At 42.2% G+C, this 16,459-nt stretch carries 19 protein-coding genes; 4 read left to right on the top strand and 15 right to left on the bottom strand.

The annotated features are described in order from the left end of the window. Positions 1–95: 95 nt before the first annotated feature. From PBF_RS10560 to PBF_RS10540, 5 genes are all read right to left on the bottom strand, one after another. The gene (locus PBF_RS10560; RefSeq protein ID WP_343299434.1) at positions 96–932 is read right to left on the bottom strand and encodes a phytoene/squalene synthase family protein; all 837 of its coding nucleotides are present in this window, start codon (positions 930–932) and stop codon (positions 96–98) included. Then, positions 925–2,385, bottom strand: coding sequence for a phytoene desaturase family protein (locus tag PBF_RS10555; RefSeq protein WP_035329706.1), 1,461 nt, complete (start codon positions 2,383–2,385; stop codon positions 925–927). The genes PBF_RS10560 and PBF_RS10555 overlap by 8 nt, the downstream gene beginning before the upstream one ends. Next, complete coding sequence (locus PBF_RS10550) at positions 2,382–3,908, bottom strand: phytoene desaturase family protein (protein ID WP_035329705.1); 1,527 nt, start codon at positions 3,906–3,908, stop codon at positions 2,382–2,384. Before PBF_RS10550 ends, PBF_RS10555 begins: the two co-directional genes overlap by 4 nt. Before the next feature lie 436 nt (positions 3,909–4,344). Continuing rightward, the gene (locus PBF_RS10545) at positions 4,345–4,803 is read right to left on the bottom strand and encodes a hypothetical protein (protein ID WP_035329704.1); all 459 of its coding nucleotides are present in this window, start codon (positions 4,801–4,803) and stop codon (positions 4,345–4,347) included. After that, entirely contained in the window at positions 4,804–5,427 is a 624-nt protein-coding gene (locus PBF_RS10540) for a hypothetical protein (RefSeq protein WP_343299433.1), read from the bottom strand. 468 nt (positions 5,428–5,895) lie between these two features. On the opposite strand from PBF_RS10540, the gene PBF_RS10535 reads away from it, so the two are divergent. Further along, entirely contained in the window at positions 5,896–6,990 is a 1,095-nt protein-coding gene (locus PBF_RS10535; protein WP_035329949.1) for a GerAB/ArcD/ProY family transporter, read from the top strand. A 205-nt stretch (positions 6,991–7,195) separates the two neighbouring features. Here the strand turns inward: PBF_RS10535 and PBF_RS26465 are convergent, their stop codons facing one another. The 7 genes from PBF_RS26465 to PBF_RS10505 form a co-directional block, all read right to left on the bottom strand. After that, positions 7,196–7,510: a hypothetical protein gene (locus PBF_RS26465; RefSeq protein ID WP_051488865.1), complete on the bottom strand. Its 315-nt coding sequence runs from the start codon at positions 7,508–7,510 to the stop codon at positions 7,196–7,198. Further along, entirely contained in the window at positions 7,488–7,739 is a 252-nt protein-coding gene (locus PBF_RS26460; protein ID WP_051488864.1) for a small multi-drug export protein, read from the bottom strand. Before PBF_RS26460 ends, PBF_RS26465 begins: the two co-directional genes overlap by 23 nt. A 17-nt stretch (positions 7,740–7,756) precedes the next feature. After that, complete coding sequence (locus PBF_RS24925) at positions 7,757–8,155, bottom strand: hypothetical protein (RefSeq protein WP_051488863.1); 399 nt, start codon at positions 8,153–8,155, stop codon at positions 7,757–7,759. A gap of 32 nt (positions 8,156–8,187) precedes the next feature. After that, positions 8,188–8,394 (bottom strand): helix-turn-helix transcriptional regulator, encoded by a 207-nt coding sequence (locus PBF_RS10520; RefSeq protein ID WP_035329703.1) that lies wholly within the window; start codon positions 8,392–8,394, stop codon positions 8,188–8,190. A gap of 358 nt (positions 8,395–8,752) precedes the next feature. Next, positions 8,753–10,516, bottom strand: coding sequence for a Rieske (2Fe-2S) protein (locus PBF_RS10515; protein WP_035329702.1), 1,764 nt, complete (start codon positions 10,514–10,516; stop codon positions 8,753–8,755). Between the two features lie 374 nt (positions 10,517–10,890). Further along, positions 10,891–11,406: an SRPBCC domain-containing protein gene (locus PBF_RS10510; RefSeq protein WP_019382113.1), complete on the bottom strand. Its 516-nt coding sequence runs from the start codon at positions 11,404–11,406 to the stop codon at positions 10,891–10,893. An 87-nt stretch (positions 11,407–11,493) separates the two neighbouring features. Beyond that, positions 11,494–11,820 carry an ArsR/SmtB family transcription factor gene (locus PBF_RS10505; RefSeq protein WP_035329701.1) on the bottom strand — a complete coding sequence of 109 codons (327 nt, stop codon included), beginning with the start codon at positions 11,818–11,820 and terminating at the stop codon, positions 11,494–11,496. 201 nt (positions 11,821–12,021) lie between these two features. Between PBF_RS10505 and PBF_RS26135 the strand changes: the two genes are divergently transcribed. The 3 genes from PBF_RS26135 (at position 12,022) to PBF_RS10495 (ending at position 13,615) form a co-directional block, all read left to right on the top strand. After that, on the top strand, positions 12,022–12,162 hold the full coding sequence (locus PBF_RS26135; RefSeq protein ID WP_160169257.1) for a hypothetical protein: 141 nt from the start codon (positions 12,022–12,024) through the stop codon (positions 12,160–12,162). Positions 12,163–12,279: 117 nt separating this feature from the next. Further along, the gene (locus PBF_RS10500; protein WP_035329700.1) at positions 12,280–12,627 is read left to right on the top strand and encodes a PadR family transcriptional regulator; all 348 of its coding nucleotides are present in this window, start codon (positions 12,280–12,282) and stop codon (positions 12,625–12,627) included. Next, the gene (locus tag PBF_RS10495) at positions 12,614–13,615 is read left to right on the top strand and encodes an HAAS signaling domain-containing protein (protein WP_035329699.1); all 1,002 of its coding nucleotides are present in this window, start codon (positions 12,614–12,616) and stop codon (positions 13,613–13,615) included. The genes PBF_RS10500 and PBF_RS10495 overlap by 14 nt, the downstream gene beginning before the upstream one ends. Before the next feature lie 40 nt (positions 13,616–13,655). On the opposite strand, the gene cyoE is transcribed toward PBF_RS10495, so the two are convergent. From cyoE to PBF_RS10480, 3 genes are all read right to left on the bottom strand, one after another. Continuing rightward, entirely contained in the window at positions 13,656–14,573 is a 918-nt protein-coding gene (gene cyoE / locus PBF_RS10490; RefSeq protein WP_035329698.1) for a heme o synthase, read from the bottom strand. Positions 14,574–14,803: 230 nt separating this feature from the next. Beyond that, positions 14,804–15,544: a hypothetical protein gene (locus PBF_RS10485; RefSeq protein ID WP_035329697.1), complete on the bottom strand. Its 741-nt coding sequence runs from the start codon at positions 15,542–15,544 to the stop codon at positions 14,804–14,806. 219 nt (positions 15,545–15,763) lie between these two features. Then, a complete protein-coding gene (locus tag PBF_RS10480; RefSeq protein ID WP_035329696.1) occupies positions 15,764–16,327 on the bottom strand; it encodes a competence protein ComK in 564 nt (187 codons plus the stop codon). Positions 16,328–16,459: the final 132 nt, after the last annotated feature.

Raw genomic sequence — 16,459 nt, 5'->3', positions numbered from 1 at the left:
GCTAGACAGTTATCGACCTTCAAAGTTTTATACTTTCTTATCTTTTAAAAAAAGGCAAGAGAAGCAAATGTGCTCCTCTTGCCCTTTTTAATTTGTTAAGTACTAGTCAGAATCGCCTGCTTGGCTTCCTCTTTTACATAATGCTTTTCATGGAAAACCTTGTATTGCTTTGCCCGGATTGTCGGCAATATTTCACGATATAGTAAAGCTGCTCCTTTAACGGCAAACCTGGATTGATTCGGGTATTCATCGATCGTCTGGAATGTTTTCTGATAGAATTCCTCCGCGAAGTCTGCCAGCTGCTCCCAAGTATTCCTGAATGCATCCGATGTACTCTCTCCAATAAGAAGCATTCCCTCTGTTAACCCATTTCTCTTCATGATGTCCTCCGGGAGATAAATGCGGTCTCTCTCAAGATCTTCACCAATATCCCTGAGTATATTCGTCAATTGCATTCCAAGCCCAAGAGCGATGGCGCCTTCCCTCAGGATATTGACTTTCTTCGGCGCAAGAATAGGCAAGAGCATCAATCCCACTGTGCTGGCAACCCGGTAGCAATATTCCAAAAGATCATGAAGCGATTTATACCGATTAATAGAAAGGTCCATTTCCTGCCCTTTCAGCAAATCACGGAACGCCATTTCATCCATCGGATAGCGGCTGAAAACATCATTCAATGCCGTCCACATCGGATTTTCAGGATTATATTCCCCTCTTAAAAACAGTTCGAATTCCTGATTAAAAAGAGTCAGTTCTGCTTCAGGATTCTTACCTTCATCCACTATATCATCCGCTGTACGGCAAAACGCATAAATAGCCCAAACGGCTTTGAAATCGTCCTCCTCAAGCATGGAGAATGCTTTGTAAAAGGTTTTGGAATGATGGGCAATAATCTTTTCACAATGATTGTAAGCCTCTTCTACACTAAGCATGGACATTCACTCCTTTTCCGATTCGGTCTTGAAGCAGCTGCTCTGCCATCAGCCTGGCTCCCTGCATCACGATCGGAATGCCGCCTCCCGGATGAATCGAAGCGCCGACCGCATAAAGGTTTTCTAAAGGATATGGCTTTACCTGGGGACGAAACACACCTGACTGGAATAAAGAAGGGGCTATGCCAAAGCTGCCTCCCTTAAATAAACCGAACGTTTCGGCATCCTCCGGTGACCTGATTTCCATCCATTCAATCGCTTCCCGGAGGCCGGGGAAAGCATCCCGTTCCAATCGGCGGATTATTTGGTCTATCCAGTCCCTTTGGTTTTTCCAGTCTATTGATGTATCAGAAGGTACAGGAATTAACGTGTATAGAACACCTTTTCCCGCAGGTGCCAGGCTGTCATCTATGAGTGAAGGATGGAACGCATAGATGGCAGGGTCTGCCGGTACCTGCTTCCGTTCAAAAACATCCTTCATGTGGCCGGCGAAATTTCCGCCCATCAGAAATTGGTGGACATTCGCCTCTTTGTATACACGATTCAATCCAAAATAAAGCAGGACACAGCCTGATGAAGGAACAAAGGAACGCTTGGCTGGCTGCTGCAGGATATTGGTTAAGTGCGGAAAATCCCCATTAAAAATAACCGCATCATAGTGCTGTTCACCTTCTGACGTTTCCAGCCCTGTCACCCTCTGCCCTGTTTTTGTGATTCTCGCAACGTTTGAGTTTAATATAATACTGATCCCCCTCCGTTCAAGCTCGCGTTCCAGGACTTTAACCAGACTCGCATACCCGCCCTTTAAATAGAACACACCATGCTCATGTTCACTGAAAGGGACCAGTGAATACATGGCCGGGGCATGAAAAGGATCTCCTCCGATATAAAGGGTCTGCAGCGAATAAGCGGCCTGGAGCCTTTCATCCTGAAAATAGAATGACATCAGCTTTTGGACAGATTGGTAAGGCTTCAGTTTTAATAGTTTCTTTACGTTATTGCGGGTCCAAAACGCTCTTGGATTGGAAAATTCCTGTTCCAGAAAAGCCTGTTTTCCGATTTCAAAGCGCACCTTCCCTTCTTTTATAAAAAGCTGAAAACCCTCTGTTTCATTGGGAAACACACGCTGAATTTCTTCCATTTGCCTATTTAAATCTGGATATTTCGTATACGTTAAACCATCCCGATAGTGTATGGAATAAAGAGGATCACATGTAATCAGCTCATAATCATGCCTGCAGATTCCCGCTTCATCAAGCATCTGCTGCAGCATTTCCGGAAGCAGCACGATTGTCGGACCCTCATCTATTCTGAACCCTTCTCTCTCAATAAATGAAAGTCGTCCGCCAAGACGGTTCTCTTTTTCATAAATCGTGACATCTATACCCTGCCTGGAGAGAAACAGCGCACCCATCATGCCGCCAATGCCTCCCCCGATTATGGCTGCTTTCATCGGAATCCCTCCACAGCCGGCAATGGAGCAACACTTACCGTTTGCTGCCCGTTCTGCTCGAGAATGCCATTTACCGTAATCCTCGCTGATTCCAGAATCGTCGGAAGCCCGCTTCCCGGATGGGTTCCCCCGCCAACAAGCCAGCAGTGATCCAGCTCTTCAAATTGGTTGTGCGGCCTGAAAACCATCATTTGGGAAAGCTGATGGCCCAGGTTGAAGGTGGCGCCTTTATAAACCAAAATATCTTTCTCCCATTGCGCAGGCGTGATGATTCTTTCTTCCTCAATATAGTCCTCGAGATTTTTGAACCCTGTTTTTTCTTCCAGTGTTTTCAAAATAAGCTTTCTCACCCGCTTCTTTTCCTTCTCCCAATTGATCCTGCTAAAGTTATTAGGCACCGGCGCGAGGATATACAAAGCTGATTTGCCTTCAGGTGCAAGTGTAGGGTCTGTAACACTTGCATTCTGGATATAAATAGAAGGGTCTTCTGAAATCAGTTGTGTCTTCGTTATTTCTTCAACATTTTTCTTATAATCTTTTGCAAACACGATTGTATGATGAGGTAAATCAAACTGTTTGCTTACTCCGAGATAGATCATAAACGTAGAACATGAATATTTCTTGCGTTCAAGCTTTGCCTGTGAGTATTTTTTCAGCGTTCCTTTTTCAACCAAATTAGTCATGACGTGGGCAAAATCCCCATTAATAATGACCTCATCGGCTTCCTTGCGCTCACCATTTTCCAAAAGAACTCCCTTAACGGCTTTTCCTTCTAACCAGAGTCTTTTCACTCCGCTGCCTGTGTGAATGCTCCCTCCGTATTCTTTAATTACCTTTGCCATTGCCTCTGATAACTGATTCACTCCTCCAATGGGATGGAATACCCCGTAAGCGTGTTCCATATAGGAGAGAATCGAAAAGGCGCCCGGACATTCCCACGGTGACATCCCGAGATACTTGGACTGGAATGTGAATGCCAGCTTCAGTTCTTCTTCTGTAAAATAGCGTGAGAGCACATCATAGAGACTGCTGGCCACTTCAAGCTGGGGCAGCGCTCTGATCACCTTCGGCTGAAACAGGTGCCTGAAACGGTCCATCCTGGATTGAAGAATCGGTGTTAAAGCTTCCATCTTTTTGGCCGTTTCCCTCATAAAACGTTCATAGCCTTCCCCATTTCCGGGATAGTGCTCTTCTATTTGCGCCTTCATTTTTTGCGCATCTCGTGTCATCAGCAGTTTTTTATTTTCAAATATAAGCTCATACATGGGATCGAGTTCAACAGCCTGTATATAGTCGTGCATGTTTCGGCCTGATGCCTGGAATAGCTCCTCTGCAATATGGAGCATACTCAAAAAAGTCGGCCCCATATCAAACTTGTAATCTCCCAGCCGGATTTGTGAATTGCGGCCTCCGATATAGGTCTGCTTCTCATAAATCTCCACTTCAAAACCATTGCCGGCAAGCATCATACCTGCAGCCAGCCCTCCAGGCCCTGCTCCGATCACTATCATTTTTTTCGGCAACTTCATGAGCCTCCTTGTACATTAACTTTATACAAATTATGTACAATTATTATACAATCTTTATATGCTCATTGCTACATTTTTACTTGATTGAATGTGTTCCCTTGTATTGACAAAAGCGCAAGCGCCTTGCCCACCCCCGACAAGCACAAGACGAGCCTCCCGGAAAGGCGTTCTTTGCCTTTTTGGGAGGCTCGGCTTGTGACCTCGAGGGGGTAGGCGCTGGAGCTGGACAGTTATCGACGTTCAAAATTTTATACTTTCTTACCTTTAAATAAAAAACCGCTTCGTTAAGCGGTCTTAGACTGAATATAAACCATTTTATCTTCCTGTTGCCCTGCAATACTCACTAATTGTCTTGGCTGATCTTCGCTTTCAGCCAGATTTTGATAAGCAAAAGTTCCATTCCTGATGTATTACTATCTGAACAAAACAATTACTCTATTTTTGCTACTCCTAATGCTAAGTATTCCCACAGCACCTTTTCAACTTTCTCAGCCAATTCCTTCTGACATTCTAAGACTAAAACCACTTCAGACTTTTTTCCTTTTACCACCCTATTTCTTTTATGTACAACTTTAAAAATAATGTAGTCGATAATAAAGCCGAGTATAAAGCCAGTTGCCGCACCAATTAGTCCCCAATAAATGGGACCCCATTCTAAAATAAACCCTACGCTTGCTCCAATAACAGAAAACGCCGTTGCAATCGCTGCTCCTTTATCAAAAAGGCTAATGCCGTCTGCCCGATGAAGTGTATCAAATAATCTCCTTTCCTCAACTCTGTTAATAAGGGGGACAGCAAGAATACTATCTTTCTTTACACCCTCTTTTTCCAAAGCTGTGATTGCTAATTCCAGATAGGAGGAATGCTCAAAGGTTGAGATTATCTGCATTCATTTCACCTCATTCACTGAAACGGGAATTTTCACTCGATACTGCTGGTAATTTTCCTTTAGATATTTTCGTTGTTCACTTTCAAATAGTTTATTATTTTCAACTGTATTAACGTATGAATCATATATAGAAAACCCGTAATGAGAAGGAATAAAAAGAAACCATTGCGGATTAATGACTTGTGTTGCCTGACTAATCTCTCCTATGAAAAGAAAATGAATGGCCACAAGAAACTTTGAAAAATAGACAAATGCAATCATAAAAATCATTGTAAAAATCGCAGTCAACACTCTATGGATATATAATTGGCCTAATCCAGGGGTTAAAATAGACCACACTATTGCGTTGAGTGGTCTCCTCTTATCCAAATAATTTATCTCTAAGGCACTAATGACATATGAATTGAAAGCTGCATTTTCCTGTTCAGCTAATAGAAATACTCTATTCAAATCTACGGTTGTCCGATAAATGTCCCAAATCGCAAAAATGTATACAGGAATATACATGAGGGTCCACCTTGGGTCAAGAACATCTTTTGCCATTTCAATATTCCCAGTAAAAGATAAAACCATCGCATGGTTTATGTGGGCCATATTATTTACAAAAATCTCCCAAATAAACAAGGCATAACCTCTAAGATATTTTGACAAAAGAAGATGACCGAATCCAGGAAATGCCGCCGACCACCATGCAATAATATAAGGGTTTCGCAGATGAAGCTGTGAACTACTACCTCCGTTCCATTGAATTTAATGATCTTACTGAATATAAATGCCTTACCTTCACACCTTAAATTTTTATTGCCATCCATTCATAAGTTTTCCAAAACCGGCAACAATAAGCGTAATGCCGAAAATAATCAAATGTGCGCTTTGGGCTTACTTAGCCACTTTAATTGATGAAAATTTGATTCCGGATGGTATTATCTCCTAATCTTCCGGAAGAGAAATTCGGAAATTGCGGACATTAAAGCTTGTACCTGATGTGCAGGTTTGTGATGAGCCTATAAGGATATTGATGAATAACGAGGGAGAGGAAAACGCAGTTTTTACCGCAGCCAGTTACCATATCATGTAACGGGGGTGAACCAGATACAGGAGCAGCCAATACCAGACAGACTGAAGATATCCCCATTTCTAGTATTTTATTTAATTATGTCCATGCAAATTGGCATTGGGGTTCTTGTCTATCAGAGAGACATCGCAAAGTATGCAGGCTATGATGCTTGGATTTCCATCCTGTTTGCCGGGGGATGCATACATGTCATCCTTTGGATGATTTATAAAATTGCCGAAACGGTTGATGGAGATTTTGTGACAGCCCATAAGTACCTTCTAGGCAATTTAATCGGCAAAGCAATCAGTTCCATTTTCATAGGTTACTTTTTTTTATATGTCTTAGCTATAGCACGAACATTTATCGAAATTATTCAAGTGTGGATGTTTCCGGATCTGAGCACTTTCTGGTTCTCCTTTGGTTTCATGATTCTCTGTACATATATCATTTTTGGAGGGTTCAGAACGGTAGTCGGTATAGCCTTTTTTGGTCTTATATTGCCATCTTATCTTCTTCTCACATTTGGCTGGGCCATTAAATTCTCAAATTTCTATAATCTTCTCCCAGTTTGGGATCATTCCGTTAAGGAACTTCTCATGAGTTCCTACAATATGTCGCTTACCTTCATCGGTTTTGAGATTATTCTGTTCCTTTATCCTTTTATAAAAGAACCAAAGAAATCCAAAAAGTGGGCCCACCTTGCTGTTTTCACCACTACCTTGATTTATACGATTTTAGCAGTCATTACGTTTGCCTATTATTCGGAAGATCTGCTTGCTAAACAGGTCTGGCCCACTTTGACAATGTGGAAAATTGTTGAAATGCCTTTTGTGGAACGTTTCGAATATATTGGAATTGCAAACTGGAACTTAATAATGCTTCCGAATGTGTGTATTGCTATTTGGATTTGTTCGAGACTTATCAAGAGAATCTTTAATATTAGACAAAAGATCGGAGTGTTTTTTATTGTCAGTGCTTTATTAATATTAATTAACTTTATTAATTCGCGCGAAAGAATTAGTATGCTTAATGACTTTTTTGGAAAAATGGGGTTTGGCTTTACATTCATTTATATTCCCTTGTTCTTTGCCGCCATCATGATTGCCAAGAGAGTAAAAAAAAGGCGATAAAGGCTTATCTTAATGTGTTCTGCTGCTTGCCGGATGTATTTTCTTTTGGTTTTAACCGGCAAGCATAATAAATTGCTGAATAAGGTGAATCGCTTAAGTACTTTACTTCTGCAACTAAACCGGCAAAAAGTATTCTTAACAAAGTGAACATCTCAGTAAAAGCGCCCGCTTAGTACGAAGGACCTTAAAAGTCTCTAATGAAATGTTAGTTGCTGAATAGTCGGATTAAAAAACCATCTTCTTCAACATGAGGCATAAAATAGGTGATTCCATAACTTGAAGCTACAGCCATAACGACTGTCCATAGGAATAAACTGGTCAACATCCAGCCGGTTACCCTTTTTCTTGTCGAACCAAAGCTCATTCCCATAAACGCGGAGATATGAGACCCAACGAAAAAAGGACCAATAATCGCCAAGCCAGGTAACCCATACTTATCAAAAAGCGCCCGTGCGCGTTTGCCTTTTTTCGACTCTTCCATGCCTGCAGCTTCAGCTTCAGTCGCCGCAACTTCTTCCACATGGATAATATCTTGCATACGTTTTTTTTTGTTTTCGCTTTCTCATCCATTTCTTCACTTGATCCACAAAAACAATTAATAGAACCACTGTCAGAGCATTCCCCAAAAAAGCAAGTATCGCTGTCAAAACTGGAGATAGACCTCCGATGATAGCCAATGGAATCACAGCAACAAGTTCAAATAACGGAATTGCTGCCAGAAGAAATACAAATAGATACGATAAAAGCATATCCTTCATCCTCCCCTTTATTCATATAGTTTTTTTACTTCCGACCAAAAAATAAAATACTGCCCAATGCCAAGTACAGTCAAAGCGATGACAGGGAGCAACTCGACTTCTTTAAACAGTGCAACTGCAACAATGGCTGCCGGAATTGCAAAATAGTAGTAAATATATACTTTTCGGCAAGCACGATACGTAATATATTGATGCCCTTCATCTTCTTCTTTCAGCTCATAAGGGATGAAGGTAAGAATACGAATCTTCCGGTCTGGGAATTTAAGGTTAAAATAAACCATTGTTCCGAAATAGCTGATGACAAAAATAGCATAAGCAATAAAAATAGTCGTCGTCATGTAATTCCGCTGCTCCAATACGATGCTCAGCGAATAAATGATCGCAAGCCCAATCAGAAACACACTCATTGTAAAAGGTGAACGCTAAAACCGTTCCATGTTCACTCATCCTCCCCCTCTATCCAAAACAGTTCCTCTAAATCGACCCGTAATGCTTTAGCAATTTTCAATGCTAACAGCACAGACGGAGCATAGTCACCTTTTTCAATCATGCCAATGGTTTGGCGGGTAGCCCCAACCAATTTACCTAAATCAGACTGAGTATAATTATGCCTCGCTCTTAATTCCTTCACTTTATTTCTCAGCATATTTAACATCCCCTATTACCATTTCCTGCTTTTTCATTGTAAAGAATACTTAACATTAGGTCAAGAATATTTGTCATTTTGTTAAGAATTAATTCCATTTAAATTCAAAGCCTGAGACTTCAACTATAAAACAATAAATTAACGATCCCTTTCTTAGGCTTTTTGTTTGTTTGAAAATAGTCATGACGATTATTCCACTTCCCTGATGTTCATAACGTTAATTATGATATTAAAAAAATGCCTAACCCCTTATTTACCAAGGGATTAGACACTTTTAAAACAGGTTTATAAAAGCGATAATTAGCATGATATAATCATTTGTCTTTCTCGTTCTGAATCATGACTCGTCATCGATTGATCATGCATCTTCAAATAATTTTTCTCCCCGGTGGAGGCGCATGGCAATTTGTGCTGTATGCGGCATTTCTCTCGCAGTTGGGGCATGGCCTGCCAGATAACGTGTGACTGCTAAGATCAATGTTTCCTGTGCATATTTAGCAAGCTCGGAATCCTCCGTTTCCCAATGATCATGTTCGATCATTGCTGCTTCATACATTTGAAATGAATGAAACTCTGCATCTTCTCTTAGTAAAGCGTGCCCGAGCGTATTGAAGAGTTCACTTTTATCACCGCCGCGTGTCAGGTGATTTACTACCCATCTTGCAGATTCTGCAACCTGCTGCTGTTGATTCATCATCTCCAATAATTCTGAAGGATTCTGCGGTTCAGTTTCCACATCCTTTGGTTCCGGCCTTCTGGCAGACGGTGTATTGAGAAAACGATCAAGATACACACTCATTGCTCCATGGAAAACAGCCCGGGTCAATTCAGGTGTAGCAGAGCGGCGTAACGATTCGTGTACCGCATGTGCGTGAGTAAATGTATGAAGTACAGTAATCCAATCCCTGAAATCATTTTGTACATGGAAGCGGGAAATCCGATCAGCAGCTGCTAAAGTTACGAGCTGGGCCAACCGGGAAGGAGTGACGCCGTTTTTTAGTGCATCCATCATCATATTTACCGTTTTAATAGGTTCATCTGATAAAATTTGTTCAACCAGGGCTGTTTCATCTATACCTGCGTCCCCTCGTGATGCGTCATCAGCAAGAATATCAGGTAATTCCCGGAACGCCTCCATTAAGGGTATGACCAGGTTCACAGGTGATTGCCAGCTATGGGATTCTTCACTGCGGGTTACATCACTGATACCAGACAGCAGGGATGACAATACATAGGGCCGGTGCTCAATACCAATCTGATTTATAATCTCGAATGCCTTATTATGAAAATCAAGAGTATGACCTGTATTTACATAAAAATGATCCGTGACCGCTGTGGTCATCATATCAGCAAGCTGCTCGTCCGAGAATCCCAATTCTATCGCGGTCAACAGCACACGCTCAGCTCCCTGAGAATCCCGCACCTCCACACAATGACGATACCATTCTGATAATTGTTCGAATGATTGGGTATTCTTTTCATTTGATACAGGAAGGGATCCAAGCAAAAAGCGTGTTCCCATGCCGGAACTTTCCCGTGCAACATGAACCAGGCCTTGAAACAGCGCTAAAACCTGCCCAGTTTTATCTAATTTGGGCAATACATTTGTCATGGCTGTTAAAATCGTTAATCCCGATCCCCATCCACTCCTCCGATGTGTTGTTCCGAATTCGACGCCGATTTTTGCAATCTCAGTCGCTGGAAAACCCGCTTCCATCAATCCGACAACTGATTTAGCGATGACAAGACTAATATTTTGCTCAAGGCCGTCACGTAATCGCTGCCTCAATTTTTCGATTGTCACCTTATTAAAAGGAACCCGGTGAACCCAAACCCCATCTTCCTTAATCTCAACAGGATAAGTAGGAACATCATCTGCCCATGGATCCAAGGTTCCACCGCTTTTTATATCAAAGCGGGCATGATGCCAATGACACGTCAGAATCCCATCACATAGGCTTCCTGTATGGAGGGGAAATCCCATATGAGGACATCGGTTATCCACCGCATAGACTTGTTTTTCGTAAACAAATACGGCAATTGCATGACTTCCACCTTTAATTACCTTTGCACCTTCATCTTCAAGCGTCTTTAATGAACCGGCATAAATCAATTCTGACAATGGTATCACTCCCAAAAATGAAATTTAAATGGACCCTCCAGATAAGGATAGAGGGCATACAAAAAAATGGTTATCTACTACTTTATATTATTGATGGAATACAGTAATCCTTCATAAGTGTGGACTTTTCTCATCCAAAAGGCTGATAGATAAACCCTAAAATTTTCTAGCTTATCAACCAGAAGACCGGATGGAGTCCCATAACGACTTTGACTGATAACCTATTAACATAATCATTAAAAATCCAATTATGAATTCTCCCACAGAGATATAGGGCTCAGGTGAAACCAAACAAGGCGTTAATCCTTCTAGGATCAACGCCTTGTTAATTTATAAATTTGCAGCAAAACTTGCCTTCTATATGTTCAATTTCGTTATTTGATCTCGTTCAAATGCTCTTCCAGACGATTCCAGGTATCTGTAATACCCTGCAGCATACCCATTTCCATCACGGACTGGAGCGCTTCTGCAGATACATATTCTCCCCGGTTAATTAATTTCGTTTTGCCGTCCACATCCACAAATTCCAGAGTCACTTCTGTAGATGGCATTTCCTCATTAATAGTCCCTTCAGCATCGGAAAAGTAGTCCGTATAGCTGATGCTCTCCGGCTCGCTAATTTCCTTATATATCCCCTTGCCCCAAGATTCCATGCCATAGAATTGGCCCTGATTCCGATCAACACACTTCATGCAATAATGCCATACTCCACCAGGTCTGAAGTCAACGCTGCAAACCGGGAGCTCCCAGCCTCTCGGACCCCACCAATGTTTCAGGTGTTCCGGCTCTTTAAACATTTTAAAGACAAGCTCACGCGGTGCATCGAATACTCGCTCCAATACCAGCACTCGTTCATCTTCAACTCTTGAAAGCATTGCATTATTTGACATTGTTACTCCTCCATTAGAAGCTGTATTTGTAAAACCGTTTGTAACTGAAGAGACAAATTTTATTGAGCTTACTCCATTTTAATACCATCAATTCAAAGGTTTTTTGCCCTGCAATACGTTAAGGTAATCATCCAGCCTATCCATTCGGCCTTCCCATAATCGGCGGTAGGAATCAAGCCACCTATCCAGTTCCTGAAAAGGTTCAGGCCTGATTTTATAAATCCGGCGGTTGGCGATCGGCTGAACCTCAACGAGGCCAGCGTCGCAAAGAACGCGAAGATGCTTGGAGGTTTGAGGCTGGTTCAAATCTAGCTTTTTGGCAATATCCCCCACCGGAAGTGCTCCCTCCAGCAGCAGGTCAATGATATCCAGGCGGTTGGGCTCAGCCAGTGCACTGAAAATTTGCCCGTTCATGTTGAATCATCTCCCAGTGTGATTGTGTTCACTTTTCCCATTTCAATTGTAGATCCCACCCCCGCTCCTTATTGTAACTTTCCTTAAGAACAATATACACTACTAGGAATATTCCTGTAAAGGAATATTTTAAACAATTTTAAAAATGGCCAATATCGACCCACTAAGGGCATTTTCATCAGAAAAGAAGGATTATTAATCTTGAATATTTCCTACCGGATTAGAATTAAAAGAGATAATGTAGTCATAAGCCCGGGGATCGATACAGCCCTTATTACAAAGAGGACGATTGCAGACGGAAGAGCAGATGGATATAATATGGCACTGGGTAAACAGCATTAAAACATTGGGATTCAGCCAATGTTTTTTTCTTTGTTGTTTTTTTCACCTTTGTACTGTATGATACATAGTATAAACCATATAGTGTATGACATATAGTATATCAAGCGAGGTGATTGAATGAGCACGCTGCTGAATTCGTTAACAACCGAACTGCGCAGAGGGACATTGACGCTGGCAGTGCTGAGCCAGCTTCGGACACCGCAATACGGTTATTCACTGGTTCAGTTATTGGAGGACTCCGGTATCAATATTGATCAGAGCACGTTATATCCATTGCTGAGGCGTCTGGAAAAACAGGAGCTTGTCACGAGCAGCTGGGATCATACGGAGAGCCGGCCGCGCAAGTATTATGTTTTAAGCAAACTTGGTCTGGAGACATTTCTGCAACTGAGAGAAGAATGGATTAAGAATTCCAAACAGCTTTACGGGCTGTTAAAGGGGGATGAGGAAGATGAATTTAATTGAGGTTTATATACAGGAAGTGACCCGGAGGCTGCCTGAAAAGAGCCGTGCGGATATCGCACTCGAGCTCCAGTCAACGATCGGCGATATGCTTCCGGATGATTACAACGAGGAAGCTGTTAAAGATGTCCTCAGCAAATTGGGCAGTCCCGCAGCCCTGGCGGCAGGATACCGGGATCAGCCGATGCATCTTATCGGGCCGCGCTATTTTGATGTATATGTATCACTGTTAAAAATGATCCTGCCGATTGCCGCAGCGATTTCATTGATTTCGATTGCTGCCGAGTTTATATTTAATTTTAACCGTGAGGAAACGATCATCAATGCCATACTCGAATTAATGGGCTACGGAATTTGGAGACTCATTGAAGTGGCCGTCCAGGTATTTTTCTGGCTGACGATAGTGTTCGCGGTTATTGAGAGGTTGGATAAAGGTAAAGAGCAGCATCCGTTGTCACCAAGCTTAAAACCGTGGACTCCGGACGATTTGAAAAGCATCACATATATTCCGAAGAAAAAAGCCATTTCCAAGTTCGAGGTGTTCGGAAGCTTAATGTGGACTGCCATTTGGGCTACCCTTTACTTTTATGCCGACAGGCTGATGGGTGTCTACAGGAGCGGAGGTGACGGACTGGAGTTTAAGATTCCTGCGGTCAACCAGGATGTGCTGCTCGGATACTGGCCGGTCGTTGTGATCATAATTGCGCTCGAAGCGGGACTCGCTCTTTACAAACTAATCATTGGGCAATGGACGAAAAAAATGGCGATCTTCAATACCATCCTTGAACTGTTTGCAACCATAGTGTTCATCTTCATCCTGCTGAACCCGGGTTTGCTACAGGCGGAATTTATAGCATACATGACCGATTTATTTTCAATCTCAGCTGCCCAATTGAAGAGCTGGCTGCTAAGCAGCATCATTATCATTTTCATCATCTATGCAGGAATCAGTATTTATGACGGAATCCGCAAATCAAGAATAACCTCTTAAACAGTAATAGACACACTGATTGTCCAGTGTGTCTGTTTTTTTACAAATTAAAAATAATCCCCATAATCGAGTAAATGATAACCGTCGAGAACAGTACTGTCATATGAACAAGCGAAAAGATAAACAGTGATTTTGCCCACTTTTCCGGGTCCATCCGTTTATACCCATAGACACTTATGCCCAGCCAAATGATTCCCAAAAGAAGGGCAACCAGCATAAGGCCAAGGCTTAAAGAACCTAACAGAAAGCTGATCCCGATCAGAATAACTAAGTAAACATTCGTCTGGATATACGTCCTTCTGACACCTTTAACAACAGGCAGCATCGGCACATTTGCCGCTTTATATTCATCATGCTTCCGGATCGCAATCGCATAAAAATGCGGCATTTGCCAGATGATGGTGATGATAAACAGGCCAAGAATCGCAGGATGCGTGATATCCGGATGGATGGCAGCCCAGCCGATAAGCGGCGGCGTCGCACCGGAAATGCTTCCGATCTCCGTGTTATAAATGGTTCTTCTCTTGCTCCACATCGTGTATGGGACCACATAAAAAAACAGCCCTAAAAATCCAAGCAGCCCCGCTAACGGAGTCGTGAAGGCAAGAGCGAGGATTCCAAACACAGACATGAAGGATGCAAGCCACAACACCTGCTTTGGCTTGATTTCCCCTGTGACAGTTGGTCTGCTTTGGGTCCGCTTCATGATCGAATCGATATCACGGTCATATAAATTATTAAAAGCTCCGGCTGCCCCCATTACAAGGCTTGAGCCAATAAAGGCCAGCAGAATCTCGGGCAGTTTCTCCAGAAGGCCGAAGTCATACGTATATAAGGCCAGTGTTAATCCTGCAAACATCGGGATCAGGTTAGATTTAATAATCCCTGTCTTGACTGTAAGTGCGAGGATCTTTGATAAAGGCCGTCCCTGCATTTTCAGGGTTGCTTCCTCTTTCATGATCGTTTCTTCCCCTTTTAATTATTCTCTCTTTCTCTATACGCCAATACTTATTATACACCTATTATAACAGGAGTTGATGCTCAATGATTTCTGAAAAATCCCAATGCTGGTAAACTCCCCGGAAAAAGAAAAGAGAACCTTGCCTTCCGCTTAGTCCTCCCTGTTGATTCTAACATTATTTGCATGGTAATGGGGCTTATAATCGTGACATCTTTGTTTCATTTCAATCAGAAAATGATTCCCCCTGGGCCTGACCCAATTTCTTCACGTTCAACCTTCTGAATATAGGATTCTTTTTCAAAGGTATGGATATACCGGTTTAATTTGTAATAGCCGATATCATTAATCGTATAAAAAATGATTACCGGTTTTCCATTTTTATAGAAGAAATGAGGATTTAGGATATCCGGAATTTCCTTCAGTTCATCCCACGGGTGAATAAAATTCAAGTAATCTTCTATTGTGGGAACATGATCGTCTATGTCTGAAAGCATCTCTTCTCTGTAATCATCCGTATACGGCAAAATCCGATCCTGTCCCCAGGAACAGCCGTGCCACATCGCCCCAAATTCATGAAGCTCATGCAAAGCAATCGCTGCCTGCAGATAAGATAAAGGTGACCTGTCCCCATCAATCGCACCCATAAAGTCATCCAATGCGAACTGAGGCTTAGGAGGACTGAGGAAAAAGTCATCCAATCGGTCGCAAAGGTCAGGTTCAGGAAGCTCCATTGCAGCTGGAATCGCCCAGACCATTCCATTGCCGTTTCCTCCGCTGAAGTATTGATAGCCTCTTAGCTTGAATTCTTTTTTGATCTTTAATTGAGAGAAGCCATGGATGATATCTTCAGGATTCTCGGCTGAGATGCTCCAGCCGGCTGGAGGTTCCATTCGGTCTGAATCATCAGCAGGATTCACAATGATATTTGGCTTAACAGCTGAGGCGGTGAATATGGTCAGGTTTTTCATGTATGATTATCTCCCTTTGAGTTATGTCATCATCTTTCCCCATTAATTGTACGACGCTGACCTGTTAAATTTTCAGATAGGTGGATCAGAAAAATGAAAACACCTGTCCTCTAAGTCCAATCCATGAGGTCAGGTGCCTGATTTGGAACAAATAAAGTGCCTATCCCCATGCTGTTATGCGGACAGGCACTCTTAAGCCCGAAATGACGCTAACTGTTTCTACTCTTTCTTCCTGTCAATGAGATAATTTCGCTTTCCTTTTTTAACCGAGTAAGTGTCGGTGGTTCTTTCCATAATAAAGCTGAAGGTGTTTACCTTGCGCTTGGATATTCTTGATTCCAGCTTCTCTGCCCGGTCATATCTCATAGAAACCTCTTTTTCAGCAGCATTCAGTTTAAAACAATGCCCGCCACTCACATAAACGTTTGAGGTATTATGGCCCTCAGGCATGATGGCATCCACATGATGCAGCGCAAACCACACACATTCATCGTGTCCAGGCGAAGTATGAGGAAACCAGTACATATCCATTCCGCCTGGAATTCGTACGGGTGCAGCTCTGCAGGGTCCAAGTATGGTTTTTGAACCGCTAGATGCACCATTCAAATCAAAGCCATAATAATTGATGCTTTCGTCTATAATTTCAATCGGTTTCATCTTTACCATAAACGTATAATTCCCTTCCAAAACCAAACTGCAGCATTCACCTATTTCGGAAAAATAGGCCCTGATTGATTTCGTTTCAGGAATGATGATGTACTTCTTGATTAGTAATGCATTCATTGTATTGAATACCCTCCCTTAAACTTCACTATTTAAAAAATGCAAATTAAGGAGTATACTAACTTATGAGCTGGTATACTCCATCTCACCGAGACTCTCAGGCTATCGTCCACCAAGACCCGCCTGAGGGTT

The organism is Cytobacillus firmus DS1, from assembly GCF_000565285.1.
GTDB classification, from domain to species: Bacteria; Bacillota; Bacilli; order Bacillales; family Cytobacillaceae; genus Cytobacillus; species Cytobacillus firmus_A.
This window is presented reverse-complemented; position numbering and strand designations above follow the sequence as displayed.